Origin of the sequence: Streptomyces sp. R35, from assembly GCF_041053035.1 — a bacterium.
GTDB classification, from domain to species: Bacteria; Actinomycetota; Actinomycetes; order Streptomycetales; family Streptomycetaceae; genus Streptomyces; species Streptomyces lutosisoli.
In genome coordinates this window covers 10,988,119-11,003,203 of sequence record NZ_CP163440.1, presented here as the reverse complement: position 1 = coordinate 11,003,203, position 15,085 = coordinate 10,988,119, and the positions used below count along the sequence as shown (strand labels likewise).

The window sequence follows — 15,085 nt, the reverse complement described above, 5'->3', positions numbered from 1 at the left end:
GTCTCGCCACGATCGATGAGACGCGAACCCGGCGCCGCGCTCAGCCCGCCCCGAAGCCCGGGCCTCCACGCTCTGAGTCGCAACCCAACCTGTCACCCCCCAGGTCAGCGGCCCTCTCTCGTCAAGATCTAATGAGACGGGACAAGGGGCTTCACTCGTTTGGGTGGCTCGGGCGGTTCGGCGTACTCGCGGTCCATGAGGTCGCGTGCGCGGCGCAACCGAGCCAGCTCCTCCGGTGTCACCCGCGGAGCATATGGCCCGTGACTCCCGGACGGGCGCTCAGCGCCTCGTCTCGTACCTGGTCAGGATCACGCCTGAGGGAAACGTCCGCGTCTCCACCAGGTTCAGGTTCACCCAGTTGTCCAGCGCGGTGAAGAACGGCGTGCCGCCGCCCACCAGGACCGGCGCGGTGGCCAGCACGTACTCGTCAATCAGCCCGGCCCGCATGGCCGCCCCGGCGAGCGTCGCGCCGCCGATGTCCATCGGGCCGCCGTCCTCGGCCTTGAGCCGGGTGATCTCGGCGACCGCGTCGCCGGTGACCAGGCGGGTGTTCCAGTCGACCTTGTCGATCGTCGAGGAGAACACCACCTTCGACATGTCCCGCCAACGGCGCGCGAACTCGATCTCCGCCGGGGTGGCGTTGGGCTGCTGGTCGCCGGTCGGCCAGTAGGAGCTCATGGTCTGCCACAGCTTGCGCCCGTACAGCGACAGGTCGGTCGCCTGCAACTGGTCGGACCAGAACTGGAACAGCTCGTCGCTCGGCACGCTCCAGCCGATGTCGTCGCCGGGCGCGGCGATGTAGCCGTCCAGGGTCAGGTTCATGCCGTAGATCAGTTTCCGCATGGCGCCAGCCTTCCGTGAGTCGGTCTCACGCGTACAGACCGGCGCGGCGCGGGAAACTCATCGGTGCGCGATCTGAGCTCACATGTAGTCCTCGTGCTCGGTGGCTCAGCCGCAGACTCATCGTTCCGCCGAGGAAATGGCATCGATCCGAGACTGATCTTGGGTGACATCGCGGTGAGACAACAGAGAACCAGCAGGTCACAGAAGATCGACATGTCATCGGCGGCGAGATCGTGGTATTCGCCGCAATGCTGCCGCGCGGCGACGTGCACGACGTCCTGGTCGTCCCCGAGGGCTCCGACGTGAAGACGCTCGACGACCTCCCGCCCGGCGCGCTGATCGGCATCGAGTGCGGTGATGCGGGTGGTGCGGCACCGCTTCGCGGGCGAGGAAATCGGTCGCGCCCCGTGAGGTGAGCCGTTACCTTCCGCCTGAGCGCAGTGAGGTACGAGAGGCGACCACGAAGGGAGTCAGGCATGGAAACCGAGGGCGCGCGGACCGACCGTCTGGGCTTGCTGCTCGGCCAGTTCGACCACGCCAGGGAGATGGCCCAGGTGCGGCTGACGGGGCTCGGCGACGCGGAGTACCTGTGGGAGCCGGTGCCCGGTTGCTGGTCCATCCGGCGCCGGGGCGAGGCGGTGACGCCCAGGGCATTCGGTCCGGGTGAGTGGCTGCTCGACCTGGGCGCCGCGAACATCCCGGCAAGCGAGTACGCCGAGGTGGCCCGGCAGGCCGCCGGCGGCATGACCGTCGCCAAGATCGCCGATGACTGGAGCGTGAGTGCCGAGCGGGTCGAGCAGATCCTCGCCCGCACCGGCGCCCCGGAGCCCGACGCGACGCCGATCACGACCATCGCGTGGCGGCTGGGACACCTGCACTTCCAGTTCGCGGGCGCATGGGAGTGGACCTTCGGCGAGCGGCGCCAGGATCCGAAGCTGATGGTCGACTTCGCCCCCTCCGCCGCCTTGACTCTCGACCGGTTCTGGACGGTGATCGACCGCTGGCGCGAGAGCGTCGCCACCGTCACCGAAGAGCAGCTCGACACGGTCGGCCTCTCGCAGTACCCGTACAGCAACGACCGCGACTATCCGTACATCGGCGTGCTGTCGTCGACCAACCTCGAATTCATCCACCACATGGCCGAGATCGCGTTGCTCCGCGACCTGTGGCAGGCCCGCTTCGCCACCGACGAGTAGGCCCGGCCGCGCCGCGAGGGTGTTCCACGGCGGGCGTTTTCGGTCCACACGCCGGTGAGCGGTCTGTCACCTGCCGTGTGGGCTTGCCAGTGGGACCGAGGGGTTCGCGTGCTGGTCCGCCCCTCCGGCAACGGCGTGTCCTGCTCCGCCCTGCGTTTGCTGTCCGTGCGTCTGCAGGTCCGTCGCCGCGTACAGCGGCACCCGACGGCGCCGGCTGCCGCTGGCCGCCGAGCCCCGCTCGGCCGGCCTGGATGCCTGCGGTTGGCTGACGTGTGCTCATCCGCGTTCGGTGGCTGAGGTGTTGGGTGCCCGGGGCGGGATGTGGCGGTAGCTGCCGCCGGCCGTGGGGTCCTGTCCGGTCGGGGCGCCTTCCGATCGGGTTCACGGTGAGGGCTGTCGGGGCGGGGTGCCTCTATGTTCTTCGTCAAGCGTGTGGTCAGATTTGGCCCGATGTTCGATCTTCTTCGTGGGGCATGAGACGGTCTGGTCGTGCCAGAGATGATGGGTGGGTTGGAGGCGGCCTTGGCTGAGGCGTCGTCTCCTTCGTGGACGCAACGTGCACGCGCTGGGCGGGCCCTTGCTTCCTTCGCTGATGTTCCTGAAGCTGCGGAAGTGCTGGTGGGGCTGCTGCTGGATGTCGAGGACACTGCGGTGACGCGACAGACGGCACAGGCCCTGGCCCGAATGGGGACGGCCGCCGCCGTGAGGCTCATCGCTCTCGCGGTCGTCGAGGCTGACGGCAACCAGGCTGACTGGCTGCAGACCGGGGTGCATGACGCGCTCGTGGGACCGGACGATGTGCCGGATGTCGCAGCGGCCTGCGCGAAGCTCGCCCGGGACCAGGAAGAAGCTGTCCGGCGGGGTGCCGCCGAGATCTCGGCGTGGACAGACGACAGAAGGTGCTGACCTGAACCAACCTGCCCGTGGGCTGGTTCATGCAGCCGCCGCTTGAGGGAGGCGGGGTTCGTAGAAGGTGCCGTCGCGGAGCATGGCGAACAGCGCGCTGATGCGTGGCGGGCCCTGAGGCCAGCGGCCCCATTGCAGGACCACGGAAAACATGACGGGGGGACGCGGATCTTCTCCAGCGCAGCCCCGCCCTGCGTGTAGTCCGTCCGTTGTCCGCCGGTGGCGAGGAAGGACGGCGGGCGGCAACGGCCGTCTGTGCTCGGGCGGGGCTTGCTTGTGAACCCGCCGCGCGACCGGCTCAGGCCCTGGCCTCCACCAGACGGGCAGGCGGGCAGGCGGGCACTGTCACGCGGTTTCGGTCCGGTGACCGGCGCTGTCTGCCTCCTTTGGCGCAGGATCCGGCGGCGGAGCAGCGCGGGCGCCGGCCGGCTGATGCACCCGCACGACGGTCGAGTCCGCCGTGGTCTCCCAGTCGATCCCGCCTGCGGCATCCGCCGCGGCCCGGTCCTGCCGAAGCAGACCCTCCCACGGGCCGTCGCCCGACCGCAGCCGGCGGCGTTCTCTCAAAGACCTTGCAGAACCTGCACGACCGCCGGGCCGGGCCGAGGCCGCCGGGCCGCTCACCGCACAGGCTGCCCGCATCACCGTCAGCGGCGCCGGCGGACATGACTGTCAGCGGTGCCGGCGGGCCGGTGTGGCCGGGAAACGCCGGAGCACCCCCGGTGCCCTTCGATCCTCCTCGAAGTGTTGGTCCGGGCCGTATACGCGGGGCCACGATCGTGCGGACCGAACAGAGAGCGAACGAAAGGGCATCACCATGGGATTCCGCAAGAGCGCCGCACTCGTCATGGCATCCCTGGCGCTGGCCACCGGCGCACTCGCCGAGCCCTCCTGGTCCGCGCCGGCGGGCGGGAGCGACAACGCGCAAGCGACCGTCGAAGGAGTGGACGGCGTGCCGGCACGCGGCGACGGCGGCGACTGCGCCTACGGACGGCTCTGCCTCTACACCCAGCCGAACTTCAAGGGAACCCGCTTCGACCTCTACGTCTGCGGCGACTACCGGCTGGCCCAGTGGAACGGCTACGGATCAGCCTGGAACAACCAGACGGTGGGAACGGCCGCCGCGTTCAAGAACAGCACCTTCACCGTCATCGGCACCATTCCGGGCCGCGAGGTGAACGGGACCATCCACGGATACTCCAACTACAACTTCTCGCCCGTCTGGTACGCATACAACTGCTGACCCAAGCCAGGACCGAAGCCGTGGCCGAGGTCTTTGCGTGTAGTCGATTCGTCCGGTTGATCAGGTGATCCCAAGGACTGTCAGTCTGCAGGTCAGACAGGGTTTCTCGGCCCGATGAGCAGGCCGCGGGACGCCCGGAGCGTCAACTGAGCGTCACGACCGGCGGTTCTTCGACCGGCGGAAGCGGCAGCACGGCCAGCGCGTGCTACCGGAACTGCGACACAGCCCGCGCCGCAGGTTCAGCATGATCTTGCGAGGAACCCCGGGCGTTCACGCCCGGGAGGAATCGCATCCTGAGCTGGGCGGCGCGGAGCGCCGCCGCGCCGTGCAGCGCGGAGCGCGGCCAACAAACCGGCCCGGAGGGCCCGGTGAGATCTCGGTGTTCGAATGCCGGTGATCCGGAGGGCGGGTAGCGTCGCACGGGTGAAGCTGGTGGTGCAGGTGAAGCTGCTGCCGACGCCCGTGCAGGCGGCGGCACTTGAGGCGACCCTGCGCGCCTGTAACGAAGCAGCTTCCTGGGTGTCGTCGGTGGCGTTCGAGAAGGACGTGAAGCGGAACTTCGCCCTGCGCGAGCATACCTACATTCAGGTTAAGCAGCAGTGGGGGCTGGGTGCGCAGGCCGCCCAGCACGTGATCAAGAAAACCTGTGACGCCTACACCACGCTGAAGGCGAACCTGAAGGCCGGGAACCTGGGCAAGCCGTGGTCGAAGCGCTACCGGCGGGCCGCCGGGAAACCGGTGGCCTTCCGCCCCGAAGGTGCGCAGCCCTACGACGACCGGATGCTGTCCTGGCAGATCACCGAGCGCACCGTCTCCCTGTGGACCCTGCCGGGCCGGACGAAGAAGGTGGCGTTCACCGCCTCCCCGGAGCATCTGGCGCGCCTGGCCCTGTACCGCAAGGGCGAGTCGGACCTGCTGTTCCGGGACGGCATGTGGTTTTTGAACGCCACCTGCGAGATCCCCGAGCACCCACTCAAAGCCGACGTGGAGGAGTTCCTGGGGATCGATCTGGGGATCGTGAACATCGCCACCACCTCGGACGGCCAGATCATGGCCGGGCGCGCACTGAACCGGGGACGGGAGCGCGAGCGCACCCTGCGGACCAAACTCCAGCGCAAGAACACCCCCTCCGCCAACCGCCGCCTGAAGAAACGGCGCCGCAAGGAGGCGCGGCGGGCCACAGACATCAACCACAAGATCGCGAAACACGTGGTGGCCGAGGCAGAACGCACCGGTCGCGGCATCGCCCTGGAGGATTTGACGGGCATCCGTGAGCGGGTACGGCTTCGCAAGCCCCAACGGGCCACCCACTCCTCCTGGAGCTTTGCCCAGCTGGGAGCGTTCATCGCGTACAAGGCTCGCAACGCGGGGGTGCCGGTGGTGCACGTCGATCCGGCGTACACCTCGCGCACCTGCGCCGAATGCGGCCACATCGACAAGGCGAACCGGGTCTCGCAGGCCTGGTTCGCGTGCCGGAACTGCGGATTCGTTGATCACGCGGACCGGAACGGCTCCCGCAACATCCGCGCCCGCGCGGAACAGTTGTGGCGACGCGGGGCGCAGTCAACCGTCCCAGACCCACCCCCGAAACCCGGCCGTGGGACAAGACGCAAACCCAGCACCACAACCAGTGGCGCCCGTTGTGCAAACCCGGGACTTTCAGTCCCGGGTCATTGACAGTTGAAGGGGTGCGCCCCTGACACAAGGACTCCGGCACGTGCTTCACCGATCGGTGACCACGATCTCGCGCTTGAGGATCTTGCCGGTGGGGCCTTTGGGGAGCTCGGTCGTGAAGGTGACGATCCGGGGGTACTTGTACGCCGCCACCCGGTCCCTGACGTGGACGCGGATCTCCTCGGCCGTGGCCCGGGCGCCGGGCCGGAGCGTGATCACCGCTGCGATCTCCTCGCCGTGGACCGGGTGCGGCACGCCGACCACGGCGGCTTCGGCGACGGCCGGGTGCTCGTACAGCACCTCTTCGACCTCACGTGGGTAAACGTTGTAGCCGCCGCGGATGATCAGATCCTTTTTGCGGTCGACGATGAAGTAGAAGCCGTCCTCGTCGACGCGCGCCAGGTCGCCGCTGTGGAACCATCCGTCACGGATCGCTTCCTCGGTGGCCTCGGGGCGGTTCCAGTAGCCGGTCATCACGTTCTCGCCGCGGATCGCGATCTCGCCGACCTCGCCCTGGGGCACCGCGCCGCCGTCCTCGGCGACGAGCTTCATCTCGACCCCGCGGATGGGCTGCCCGATCGAGCCCGCCTTGCGCGGGCGGTCGGGGTGGTTGAATGCGGCGACCGGTGAGGTCTCGGAGAGTCCGTACCCCTCCAGCACCGTGGCGCCGAAGCGCCGCTCGAAGCCGTGCAGCACCTCGACCGGAAGCGAGGCGCCGCCGGAGACTGCCAGGCGCAGCCGGCCGGCGTCGAAGCCTTCGGGGAGCTCGGCGTGGAGCAGCGCCGCGTACATCGTCGGCACGCCGAGGAACACGGTGACCCCGTCGCGGGCCATGATCTCCAGGGCGCGCCGCGGCTCGAACCGCGGCAGCAGGGTCAGTGTGGCGCCTGCGGCGACGGCCGTGTTGAGTGCGCAGGTCTGGCCGAAGGCGTGGAAGAGGGGCAGGCCGCCGAAGAGCACGTCGTCGGGCCCGACCTGGAGCAGTGTCCCGGCCGCGGTGGCGGTGTTGGTGGCCAGGTTCCGGTGGGACAGTTCGGCGCCCTTCGGCGTCCCGGTCGTGCCCGAGGTGTAGAGGATGAGGGCCGGGTCGTCATCGGTCCGGTCGACGATGCCGGACATCGGTTCGTGGGCCCGCAGCAGGTCGTGGAATGCCGTGGGCTCGGTCACCAGGTATTCGGTTCCGGTCCCGGCGGCGGCCTTCGCCACCTCGTCCGCGAACAGGGGGAACACCAGCGCGATCCGTGCCCCGCAGTCGCGGAGGGTGAAGGCCACCTCGCGGGCCTTGAGGAGCGGATTCATCGGCACGACCACGCCGCCGGCCCGCAGGATGCCGTAGTAGACGACCGGGAACAGCGGCACGTTGGGCATGGTCAGCGCGACGCGGTCGCCGGGCTGGACGCCGCGGTCGCGCAGGAGGGCGGCGACTCTGGCGCTCGCGTCGTCCAGTTGGGCGTAGGTGATCGTGCTGTCGTCGTGGCGCACGGCGATGCGATCGCCCTGGGCCGCGGCGGAGTCCACCAGGAACGTGGCGAGGTTGGTCATGTCGGCAATCTCCGTGGGTTCGTCTCGGCCTGCGACGCTGCATTCCGAGGGCGGATCACATCGCGAGGGGTGACCCCGTCGCGAGCGCCGTCGCTTCGGGGGCGGTGCGGCAGGGCCAGCCACAGCCGCAGTAGATGACGCTTGAGTTCGGGCTGATCGTGGTCCTCGAACTCCGATCGCGCGTGCATGATCGTGTGAGTGTTGAGCAGCAGCAGATCGCCGGCCTCGAGGTCGATGTCCAGCCGGAACTCCGGGGAGCCCGCCACTTCGTCCATGAGGTCGAACAGCTCCAGGTCGGCCGGTTCCAGGCGGGGCACCTGGGGGAAGCGCTGGGCGGATTCCAGATAGCACCGGTTGTAGCGCATGCTCAGTGCGCCTCCCGGCCGGGCGGCGAGCGGGGCGTCCGCGTACGGCGGCTCCTCGGGAGGATGTTCCTGTCGACGGTCGAAGTAGTACGTGCGGTACAGGCGCTTCGCCAGATCGGGCCGGAGGTCCAGCACCGCGTTGTGGACCGCCGCCGAGCTGACCAGGGAGGTCCGCCCACCGGCACGGGGCGTGCGCAGGCACAGCAGTGCGAGCAGATCGGCCCCGTCGGTGTGGAACGGCAGCGCCGCCCGGGTCTGGTAGCCGCGCGTCGCCGGATCGGTCAGGGTGCGGCCGGTGTCCCGGACGTGGCCGAGTATGTGCCCGTCCGCGTTCTGCGGGACCGGACGCCCCAGGTACTGACCGAGGCCCCAGAAGACCGTGCTCGCGGCCGGCCCGCCCAGCTGCTCGACCCGGAGGCCTTTGACGAGCGCGAACCCCCGTCCGTGCTCCAGTACTTGGGCGATGCGTCGCAGTTCACCGGCGAGTGTGGGGATCGGGAAGTCGGCGGCCGTCAGTTTCAGCAGCGTGAGGTCGCGCCTGCGCGCCTCCCGCAGGGCGGAGTCGATCTCGGCGAGCCGGCGCGACGAGAACCGCAGGATCCACTCCTCGCGGTCCGCCAGATCTCCGCCACGCCACACCGAGGGGCCCGAGCAGGGCGGGTGCAGCGCCTCACCTGCGTCCGTCATAGCGGTCATGTGCACCTCCGTACGATCACGTGCTCACCGGCCCGGAGCGGTCGCCACGAGCGGGCCGGGCCGGTGAACGGCGCCATGCTAGGTTGCCCCTCCCCGCCTTGCTTGTCCTGGCGTGACATGAGACTTTTCATTTCGGGACAGTCTTGGAGCGTGCCCATGAGGCCCTTGGTCCGCACCGCCGCCCTCAGCGGCTATGTCGAGCTGTGCCGCTCGCTCGGCATGGACCCGCAGCCTCTGATGAGGGGCGTCGGCCTGGACACCGCCGCCCTCGCAGTCCAGGACCACTGGATCTCCGGTGCGGCCGCGGTCCAGGTGCTGGAACTGTCGGCGGCAGCTTCGGGCCACGAGGACTTCGGCGTGCTCATGGCGGAGTTCCGGCGCTTCTCCAATCTCGGCCCCATCAGTCTGGTCGTCCGCGAGGAACCCGACGTGCGAAGCGCACTGGGGCTGCTGATCCGTCATCAGTACATGTACAACGAAGTCCTGCACACCGAGCTGTCCGAGCGGGACGGACTGGCGACGTTGAAGGTCGGCCTGAGGCTCGGCGAGGCAATGGAGACCCGGCAGGCCACGGAGTTGGCCGTCGCCGCCTACCACCGGATCCTGCGGGCATTCCTGCACCCTGGGTGGCAGCCGCTCTCCGTATGGTTCAGGCACCCTGCCCCTGCGGACGCCGCGACGCACCGGCGCGTGTTCGGCCCCATGGTGGAGTTCGGCCGCGAGTTCGACGGCATCGTCTTCTACGCCGACGTCCTCGATGCGCCCAACGCGATGGCGGACCCGCTGCTGCGGGAGTACGCCCGCCAGTACTTCGAGGCGATCGCGGTCCCCAAGGACACCACCGCCGCGGACCGGGTGCGTGAACTCATCGAGGTCCTGCTGCCGAGCGGACGCTGCTCGATCGAGCAGGTCGCGCGCAGCCTGGGCGTCGACCGGCGCACCGTTCACCGGCACCTGGCCGCTTCGGGCGAGACGTTCTCCTCGCTCCTCAACGCCACCCGCATGCACCTCGCGGAGCAGTTCGTCGCGAACCCGCGGCGCTCGCTGACGGAGATCTCCGACCTGCTGGGCTTCTCGTCGCTGAGCGCGTTCTCGCGCTGGTTCCGTGAGCAGTTCGGGTGCAGCCCAAGGGCTTGGCGCAGCGGCCGGAGCCGGCAGCAACTCCCCGGTCAGGACTGATACCGCGGGCGGGACGGACTCGACCCCGGTCGTGCCGGCTCATTCGGCATGACTGAACGATGTCCCCAAATGACAAGTTATTCGTCCCCGTGAGTCAAGCGATCACGGGTGGTCGCCCCTACCTTGGCAGCACCGCAGAGACGCGGTCGGCCGCCGGAGGAGAGCCGTGGTACTCCCCCTGTGCACGTCCCCTCCGGACCGGTCGAGCCTACCCGGGCCGCCATGCGCCCGCTGTCCCCGGTGACCCGCATAGATCCTCGCCGGACATCTCATGTCCTCGCATCGCACACGGCGATGTTCCAGGCGAGTGATCACCGATCGCACAAAGGAGACGGACCGTGCACTTCCACGACGACTCACTCTTCCCGGAGAACCAGGAAAAGCTGGTGATCCAGGCCGCTCCCTACGGGCCGGAGTGGCTGCCCGGGGACGCCGACGACCTTCCTCTGACGATGGACGAGCACGTCCAGGCAGCCGTCGACTGCTACAACGCCGGCGCCACCGTGCTCCACATCCACGTACGTGAGCTCGACGGCAAGGGCTCCAAGCGGATGTCCATGTTCAACGAGCTGCTGGGCCGGCTGCGGCAGGCCGTGCCGGACATGGTCCTGCAGATCGGCGGCTCGATCTCGTTCGCCCCGGAGGACGAGGGCAGCGAGGCGAAGTGGCTGAGCTACGACACCCGCCACCTGCTCGCCGACCTCACCCCCGCGCCGGACCAGGTGACGATCGCGATCAACACCAGCCAGATGAACATCGTCGAGATCATGACCGACGACGACCTGGAGGGCACCTCGATCGCGAAGCCCGAGTACTACAAGGCGTACCGCGACATGGTCGTCGAGGCGGGCCCCGACTTCTACCTGGAGCACCTCAAGCGCCTGCACGCGAACGGCATCCAGCCGCACTTCCAGCTCGCCACGCTGGCCCAGCTCGAAACCGTGGAGCGGCTCATCCGGGCCGGCGTCTACACCGGTCCGCTGATCCTCAACTACGTGGCCATCGGCGGCGGTTTCGCGGGTCGTCACCCCGCCGACCTGATCGAGTTCGTCCGCCGCACTCCGGACGGCGCCGTCCTCACCATGGAGAGCTCCATGCGCGCCGTGGCGCCGATGAACGCGATCGGCATCGCACTCGGCGTGCACGTACGCGTAGGCAACGAGGACAACCTGTGGCGGCGCAAGGGCGAGCGCATGACCACCGTCGAGCAGGTCGAGCAGATGGTGCGGATCTCCGAGGCGCTCGGCCGCGACATCGCGACCGGCGCCGAGGCGAAGAGGATCTACAAGCTCGGCGAGTACTACTCCGGCGCCGACGAGACGCTGGCCCGCCTCGGCATGGTGCCGAACCGCCGTCCCGGTCAGCGCGGCTTCATGCTGCGCGACGTCTGATCCACGACGTCTGATCACGGCGCGGGACCACCGCGCATCCGCGCGCACCCACGGGGCCGCCGGGACCACATCCCCCGGCACCGGCGGCCCCCTCCTCTCCTCCTCACCTCCCACGAACACCGGAGAACACCCATGGCTCACGCCATCCGCTTCAAGGAGACCGGCGGTCCCGACGTCCTGCGCTGGGAAGAGGTCGTCGTCGGCGACCCCGGACCGGGCGAGGTACGGATCCGGCACGAAGCCGTCGGACTCAACTTCGCCGACACCTACTTCCGCAGCGGCCTGTACCCCGCGCAGCTGCCCGCCGGACTGGGCGTCGAAGCCGCAGGTGTCGTCGAGGCGGTGGGCGAGGGCGTCACCCGCATCGCCGCGGGCGACCGGGTCACGTACACCGGAAGCCCACTCGGTGCCTACAGCACGGAACGGGTCATGCCCGCCGACTCCCTGATCCGGCTGCCGGACGCCATAGGCTTCGAGACCGCCGCCGCGATGACCATGCGCGGGCTCACCTCCGCCTACCTGTTGCGCAGGATCCACCCGCTGAAGGCCGGGGACACGATCCTGCTGACCGCGGCGGCGGGCGGCGTCGGCCTCATCGTCTGCCAGTGGGCCAAGCTGCTCGGGCTGACCGTCATCGGCACCGTCTCCACCGAAGAGAAGGCCGAGCTCGCCCGCGCCCACGGCTGCGACCACGTCATCCACTACCGGCGCGAGAACGTGGCCGAGCGGGTGCGCGAACTGACCGACGGCGCCGGGGTCCCGGTCGCCTTCGACAGCGTCGGCAAGACCACCTATGCCGCCTCGCTCGCCTCGCTCCGGCGCCGCGGTCTGCTGGTCTGCTTCGGTACGGCCTCCGGGCCCGTCCCGCCCATCGACGCCATGCAACTGGCCGTCAGCGGCTCCCTGTTCGTCACCCGGCCCGCGCTCGCCGACTACATCGCCGACCCCGCGGAGCGGGCCGAGCTGGCGGGCGAGCTCTTCGACCACGTCGCCTCCGGACGCATCGCCATCGAGATCAACCAGCGCTACGCGCTCGAGGACGCCGTACAGGCACACCGCGAGCTGGAGGCGGGGCGGACCACAGGATCGTCCGTCTTCGTCCTCTGAGCCCCTGCGGGATCACGCGCACCACCACCCTCTCCAGGAGGAAGCACCATGGAAAAGACTCTCGCCCCGCCGGAGGGCGCGCCCGCGTTGGTGCGCGCCCACTCCCGCGGCTCGATCAAGGTCGAACCGCTGACCTGCACCATCGGCGCAGAACTCGCCGGCGTGAACCTCGGCGACGCCTCACGCGACGACGACCTGTTCGCCGAGATCAAGGCCCTACTCCTGCAGTACAAGGTTCTGTTCCTGCGGGACCAGGACATCACGCGGGCCGAACACGTCGCCTTCGCCGAGCGCTTCGGCCCGCTGGAGGACCACCCGGTGGCCGGCAGCGACCCCGACCACCCCGGCCTCGTCCGTATCTACAAGGACCTGGACAGTGCGCCGGAGCACTACGAGAACGCGCTGCACACCGACGGCACCTGGCGTGAGAACCCGTCCATGGGCGCCGTGCTGCGCTGCGTCGAATCGCCCCCGGTGGGCGGCGACACGATCTGGGTCAACATGGCGGAGGCCCACCGCCGGCTGCCGGAACACATCAAGACGCAGATCCAGGGGCTGCGGGCCCGGCACAGCATCGAGGCCACCTTCGGCGCCGTCATGCCTCAGGAGAAGCGCCACGCGCTCAAGGCGCAGTTCCCCGACGCGGAGCACCCGGCGGTGCGCACCCACCCCGAGACCGGCGAACAGATCCTCTTCGTCAACGCCTTCACCACGCACTTCGTCAACTACCACACGCCCGGGAACGTGCGCTTCGGACAGGACTTCGCACCCGGCGCGGGCCTCCTGCTGAACTACCTGATCAGCCAGGCCGCGGTCCCCGAGTACCAGGTGCGCTGGCGCTGGACGCCGAACAGCGTCGCCATCTGGGACAACCGCTCCACCCAGCACTACGCCGTCCAGGACTACTGGCCCGCCGTCCGCCGGATGGAGCGCGCCGGGATCGTCGGCGACAGACCGTTCTGACCCTTCCCTTTCCGTCAAGAGCAGTTGAGGTGATGACAATGGGGTTTCTCACCACTGCGGAACCCGCCCTGAGCAGAACCGGTTCCGGTTCCTCGGAGTGGCCCGTGTCCCGGCGCTACGCCTGGGTCGTCTTTGCACTGAGTTTTGGACTCCTGCTCTCGGACTACATGTCCCGGCAGGTCCTCAACGCTGTCTTCCCGATGCTGAAGGCCGACTGGCTGCTCTCGGACGCCCAGCTGGGCTCCCTCAGCGGCATCGTGGCGCTGATGGTCGGTCTGCTCACCTTCCCCCTCTCGCTGCTGGCCGACCGATGGGGCAGGGTGAGATCCCTGGTCATCGCGGCCACGATGTGGAGCCTGGCGACGCTCGGCTGCGCGGTGGCGGCGAGCTACGGCCAGATGTTCATCGGCCGGCTCTTCGTCGGCATCGGTGAGGCCGCGTACGGCAGTGTCGGCATCGCCGTGGTCCTCAGCGTCTTCCCGCGCGCCCTGCGGGCGACGCTCTCCGGGGCCTTCATCGCCGGCGGGGCCTTCGGCTCGGTCCTGGGCATATCGATCGGTGGTGCCGTGGCCCAGGCGTACGGCTGGCGCTGGGCGTACGGCGCGATGGGCGTCTTCGGCCTGGTGCTCGCCGGCATCTACGCCGTTGTGGTCACCGAGAAAAGGCTGGCGGCACAGCCGGATCCGGCCGGGGGCGGGCCCGGCACCCACACGAGGGACCGTCTCCGCGTGCTCCTCCCGCGGTTGTTCTCCTCCGTCTCGGTGGTCAGCGCCTACATCGGCAGCGGTCTGCAGTTGTTCATCGCGGGCGCCCTGATCGCCTGGCTGCCCAGCTACTTCAACCGCTACTACGACATGCCGACCGCGAAGGCCGGTGCGACCGCGGGACTCTTCGCCCTGCTGATCGGAATCGGCATGATCGCCGGCGGAATCGCCTCGGACCGGATCAGCCGACGCGCCCCGATCCGCAAGTGGGCCGTCGCCATCGCCTGCAGCGTGGGATCCCTCGTCCTGCTGATGACCGCGTTCCGCCTGCCCGCCGGCCCGGTGCAGCTTCTCGTGCTGGCGCTAGGAACCCTGCTGTGCGCCGGAACGGCCGGGCCGGGAGCCGCCATGGTGGCGAACCTGACGCCCACGGCCATCGCCGCGACGGCGTTCGCCACGCTCACGCTGGCCAACAGCCTGCTCGGGCTGGCCCCCGGCCCCGCGGTCACCGGCGCGCTCGCGGACCGGCTCGGTCTGATCGGCGCGCTCCAGCTCGTGCCGCTCGTAGCGGTCGCGGCCACCGGCGCCTTCCTGATCGGCCGCAGGTGGTACGAACGCGATCTGCGCCGCCTCACCGCACCCGCCGCGACCGCGGAGCCGAAGAAGACGGAGGTGTCCTCATGAGCCGTACCACCGAGCCGGTGGTCGTGATCGTCCCCGGCCTGCGCGACCACGTCGAGGAGCACTGGCAGACCCTGCTGGCGGACCGCCTCACCAAGGCCGGGCGCACGGTCCGCATCGTTCCCCCGCTGACGCAGGACCAGCTCAGCCGCGAGGCCCGTGTCGCCGCACTGGACAAGGTGATGGCGGAGATCGCGGGATCGGTGGTGCTGGTCGCCCACAGCGCCGGTGTGATCACCACCGTCCACTGGTCCCAGTGGCACGAGGCCCAGGTGCAGGGGGCGCTGCTGGTGACGCCGCCGGACTTCGAGAAGCCGTTGCCGGAGGGCTACCCCACCCCCGAGGTGCTCGACGAGAACGGCTGGACACCGGTGCCCCGGTCGCCGCTGCCCTTCCCCAGCATCGTCGCGGCCAGCTCGAACGACCCCCTGGGCAGCGTCGAGCGCGTCGCCGAGCTGGCCCGGAACTGGGCCGGCCGCCTGGTGGAACTCGGCGAGGTCGGCCACCTCAACCCCGCGTCCGGCTACGGCCCGTGGCCGCGCGCGGAGGAACTGCTCCGCGAACTCGAGCTCGACTGACCCTCCGTGCAGCCCCC

The 15,085-nt window shown here is 69.5% G+C and carries 14 protein-coding genes; 11 read left to right on the top strand and 3 right to left on the bottom strand.

Annotated features, from left to right (window positions below):
- Positions 1-279: 279 nt before the first annotated feature.
- On the bottom strand, positions 280-843 hold the full coding sequence (locus AB5J50_RS49705; protein WP_097282757.1) for a dihydrofolate reductase family protein: 564 nt from the start codon (positions 841-843) through the stop codon (positions 280-282).
- 233 nt (positions 844-1,076) lie between these two features.
- Here AB5J50_RS49705 and AB5J50_RS49700 point away from each other — a divergent pair, with 233 nt between their 5' ends.
- The 5 genes from AB5J50_RS49700 (at position 1,077) to AB5J50_RS49680 (ending at position 5,865) form a co-directional block, all read left to right on the top strand.
- Positions 1,077-1,259: a hypothetical protein gene (locus tag AB5J50_RS49700; protein ID WP_369265090.1), complete on the top strand. Its 183-nt coding sequence runs from the start codon at positions 1,077-1,079 to the stop codon at positions 1,257-1,259.
- A 60-nt stretch (positions 1,260-1,319) separates the two neighbouring features.
- Positions 1,320-2,039: a DinB family protein gene (locus AB5J50_RS49695; protein ID WP_369265089.1), complete on the top strand. Its 720-nt coding sequence runs from the start codon at positions 1,320-1,322 to the stop codon at positions 2,037-2,039.
- A 498-nt stretch (positions 2,040-2,537) separates the two neighbouring features.
- A complete protein-coding gene (locus tag AB5J50_RS49690) occupies positions 2,538-2,945 on the top strand; it encodes a HEAT repeat domain-containing protein (protein WP_369265734.1) in 408 nt (135 codons plus the stop codon).
- Positions 2,946-3,762: 817 nt separating this feature from the next.
- The gene (locus tag AB5J50_RS49685; RefSeq protein WP_369265088.1) at positions 3,763-4,188 is read left to right on the top strand and encodes a peptidase inhibitor family I36 protein; all 426 of its coding nucleotides are present in this window, start codon (positions 3,763-3,765) and stop codon (positions 4,186-4,188) included.
- 423 nt (positions 4,189-4,611) lie between these two features.
- The gene (locus tag AB5J50_RS49680; protein ID WP_369265087.1) at positions 4,612-5,865 is read left to right on the top strand and encodes an RNA-guided endonuclease InsQ/TnpB family protein; all 1,254 of its coding nucleotides are present in this window, start codon (positions 4,612-4,614) and stop codon (positions 5,863-5,865) included.
- A 45-nt stretch (positions 5,866-5,910) separates the two neighbouring features.
- Here the strand turns inward: AB5J50_RS49680 and AB5J50_RS49675 are convergent, their stop codons facing one another.
- Entirely contained in the window at positions 5,911-7,404 is a 1,494-nt protein-coding gene (locus tag AB5J50_RS49675) for a long-chain fatty acid--CoA ligase (RefSeq protein WP_369265086.1), read from the bottom strand.
- Entirely contained in the window at positions 7,401-8,465 is a 1,065-nt protein-coding gene (locus AB5J50_RS49670) for a TauD/TfdA family dioxygenase (RefSeq protein ID WP_369265085.1), read from the bottom strand. Before AB5J50_RS49670 ends, AB5J50_RS49675 begins: the two co-directional genes overlap by 4 nt.
- 156 nt (positions 8,466-8,621) lie before the next feature.
- On the opposite strand from AB5J50_RS49670, the gene AB5J50_RS49665 reads away from it, so the two are divergent.
- From AB5J50_RS49665 to AB5J50_RS49640, 6 genes are all read left to right on the top strand, one after another.
- Positions 8,622-9,644: an AraC family transcriptional regulator ligand-binding domain-containing protein gene (locus AB5J50_RS49665; protein WP_369265084.1), complete on the top strand. Its 1,023-nt coding sequence runs from the start codon at positions 8,622-8,624 to the stop codon at positions 9,642-9,644.
- Between the two features lie 338 nt (positions 9,645-9,982).
- On the top strand, positions 9,983-11,035 hold the full coding sequence (locus AB5J50_RS49660) for a 3-keto-5-aminohexanoate cleavage protein (protein ID WP_369265083.1): 1,053 nt from the start codon (positions 9,983-9,985) through the stop codon (positions 11,033-11,035).
- 132 nt (positions 11,036-11,167) lie between these two features.
- Positions 11,168-12,142 (top strand): quinone oxidoreductase, encoded by a 975-nt coding sequence (locus AB5J50_RS49655; protein ID WP_369265082.1) that lies wholly within the window; start codon positions 11,168-11,170, stop codon positions 12,140-12,142.
- A 48-nt stretch (positions 12,143-12,190) separates the two neighbouring features.
- Complete coding sequence (locus AB5J50_RS49650; RefSeq protein WP_369265081.1) at positions 12,191-13,105, top strand: TauD/TfdA dioxygenase family protein; 915 nt, start codon at positions 12,191-12,193, stop codon at positions 13,103-13,105.
- 104 nt (positions 13,106-13,209) lie between these two features.
- On the top strand, positions 13,210-14,493 hold the full coding sequence (locus tag AB5J50_RS49645) for an MFS transporter (protein ID WP_369265080.1): 1,284 nt from the start codon (positions 13,210-13,212) through the stop codon (positions 14,491-14,493).
- Positions 14,490-15,068: an RBBP9/YdeN family alpha/beta hydrolase gene (locus AB5J50_RS49640; protein WP_369265079.1), complete on the top strand. Its 579-nt coding sequence runs from the start codon at positions 14,490-14,492 to the stop codon at positions 15,066-15,068. Before AB5J50_RS49645 ends, AB5J50_RS49640 begins: the two co-directional genes overlap by 4 nt.
- Positions 15,069-15,085: the final 17 nt, after the last annotated feature.

Excerpts from the sequence above, each read along its gene's own strand:
- AB5J50_RS49690 (WP_369265734.1), top strand. The coding sequence starts at position 2,538 with ATGATGGGTGGGTTGGAGGCGGCCTTGGCTGAGGCGTCGTCTCCTTCG.
- AB5J50_RS49685 (WP_369265088.1), top strand. The coding sequence starts at position 3,763 with ATGGGATTCCGCAAGAGCGCCGCACTCGTCATGGCATCCCTGGCGCTG.
- AB5J50_RS49655 (WP_369265082.1), top strand. The coding sequence starts at position 11,168 with ATGGCTCACGCCATCCGCTTCAAGGAGACCGGCGGTCCCGACGTCCTG.
- AB5J50_RS49705 (WP_097282757.1), bottom strand. The coding sequence starts at position 843 with ATGCGGAAACTGATCTACGGCATGAACCTGACCCTGGACGGCTACATC.
- AB5J50_RS49695 (WP_369265089.1), top strand. The coding sequence starts at position 1,320 with ATGGAAACCGAGGGCGCGCGGACCGACCGTCTGGGCTTGCTGCTCGGC.
- AB5J50_RS49675 (WP_369265086.1), bottom strand. The coding sequence starts at position 7,404 with ATGACCAACCTCGCCACGTTCCTGGTGGACTCCGCCGCGGCCCAGGGC.
- AB5J50_RS49670 (WP_369265085.1), bottom strand. The coding sequence starts at position 8,465 with ATGACCGCTATGACGGACGCAGGTGAGGCGCTGCACCCGCCCTGCTCG.
- AB5J50_RS49640 (WP_369265079.1), top strand. The coding sequence starts at position 14,490 with ATGAGCCGTACCACCGAGCCGGTGGTCGTGATCGTCCCCGGCCTGCGC.
- AB5J50_RS49665 (WP_369265084.1), top strand. The coding sequence starts at position 8,622 with ATGAGGCCCTTGGTCCGCACCGCCGCCCTCAGCGGCTATGTCGAGCTG.
- AB5J50_RS49650 (WP_369265081.1), top strand. The coding sequence starts at position 12,191 with ATGGAAAAGACTCTCGCCCCGCCGGAGGGCGCGCCCGCGTTGGTGCGC.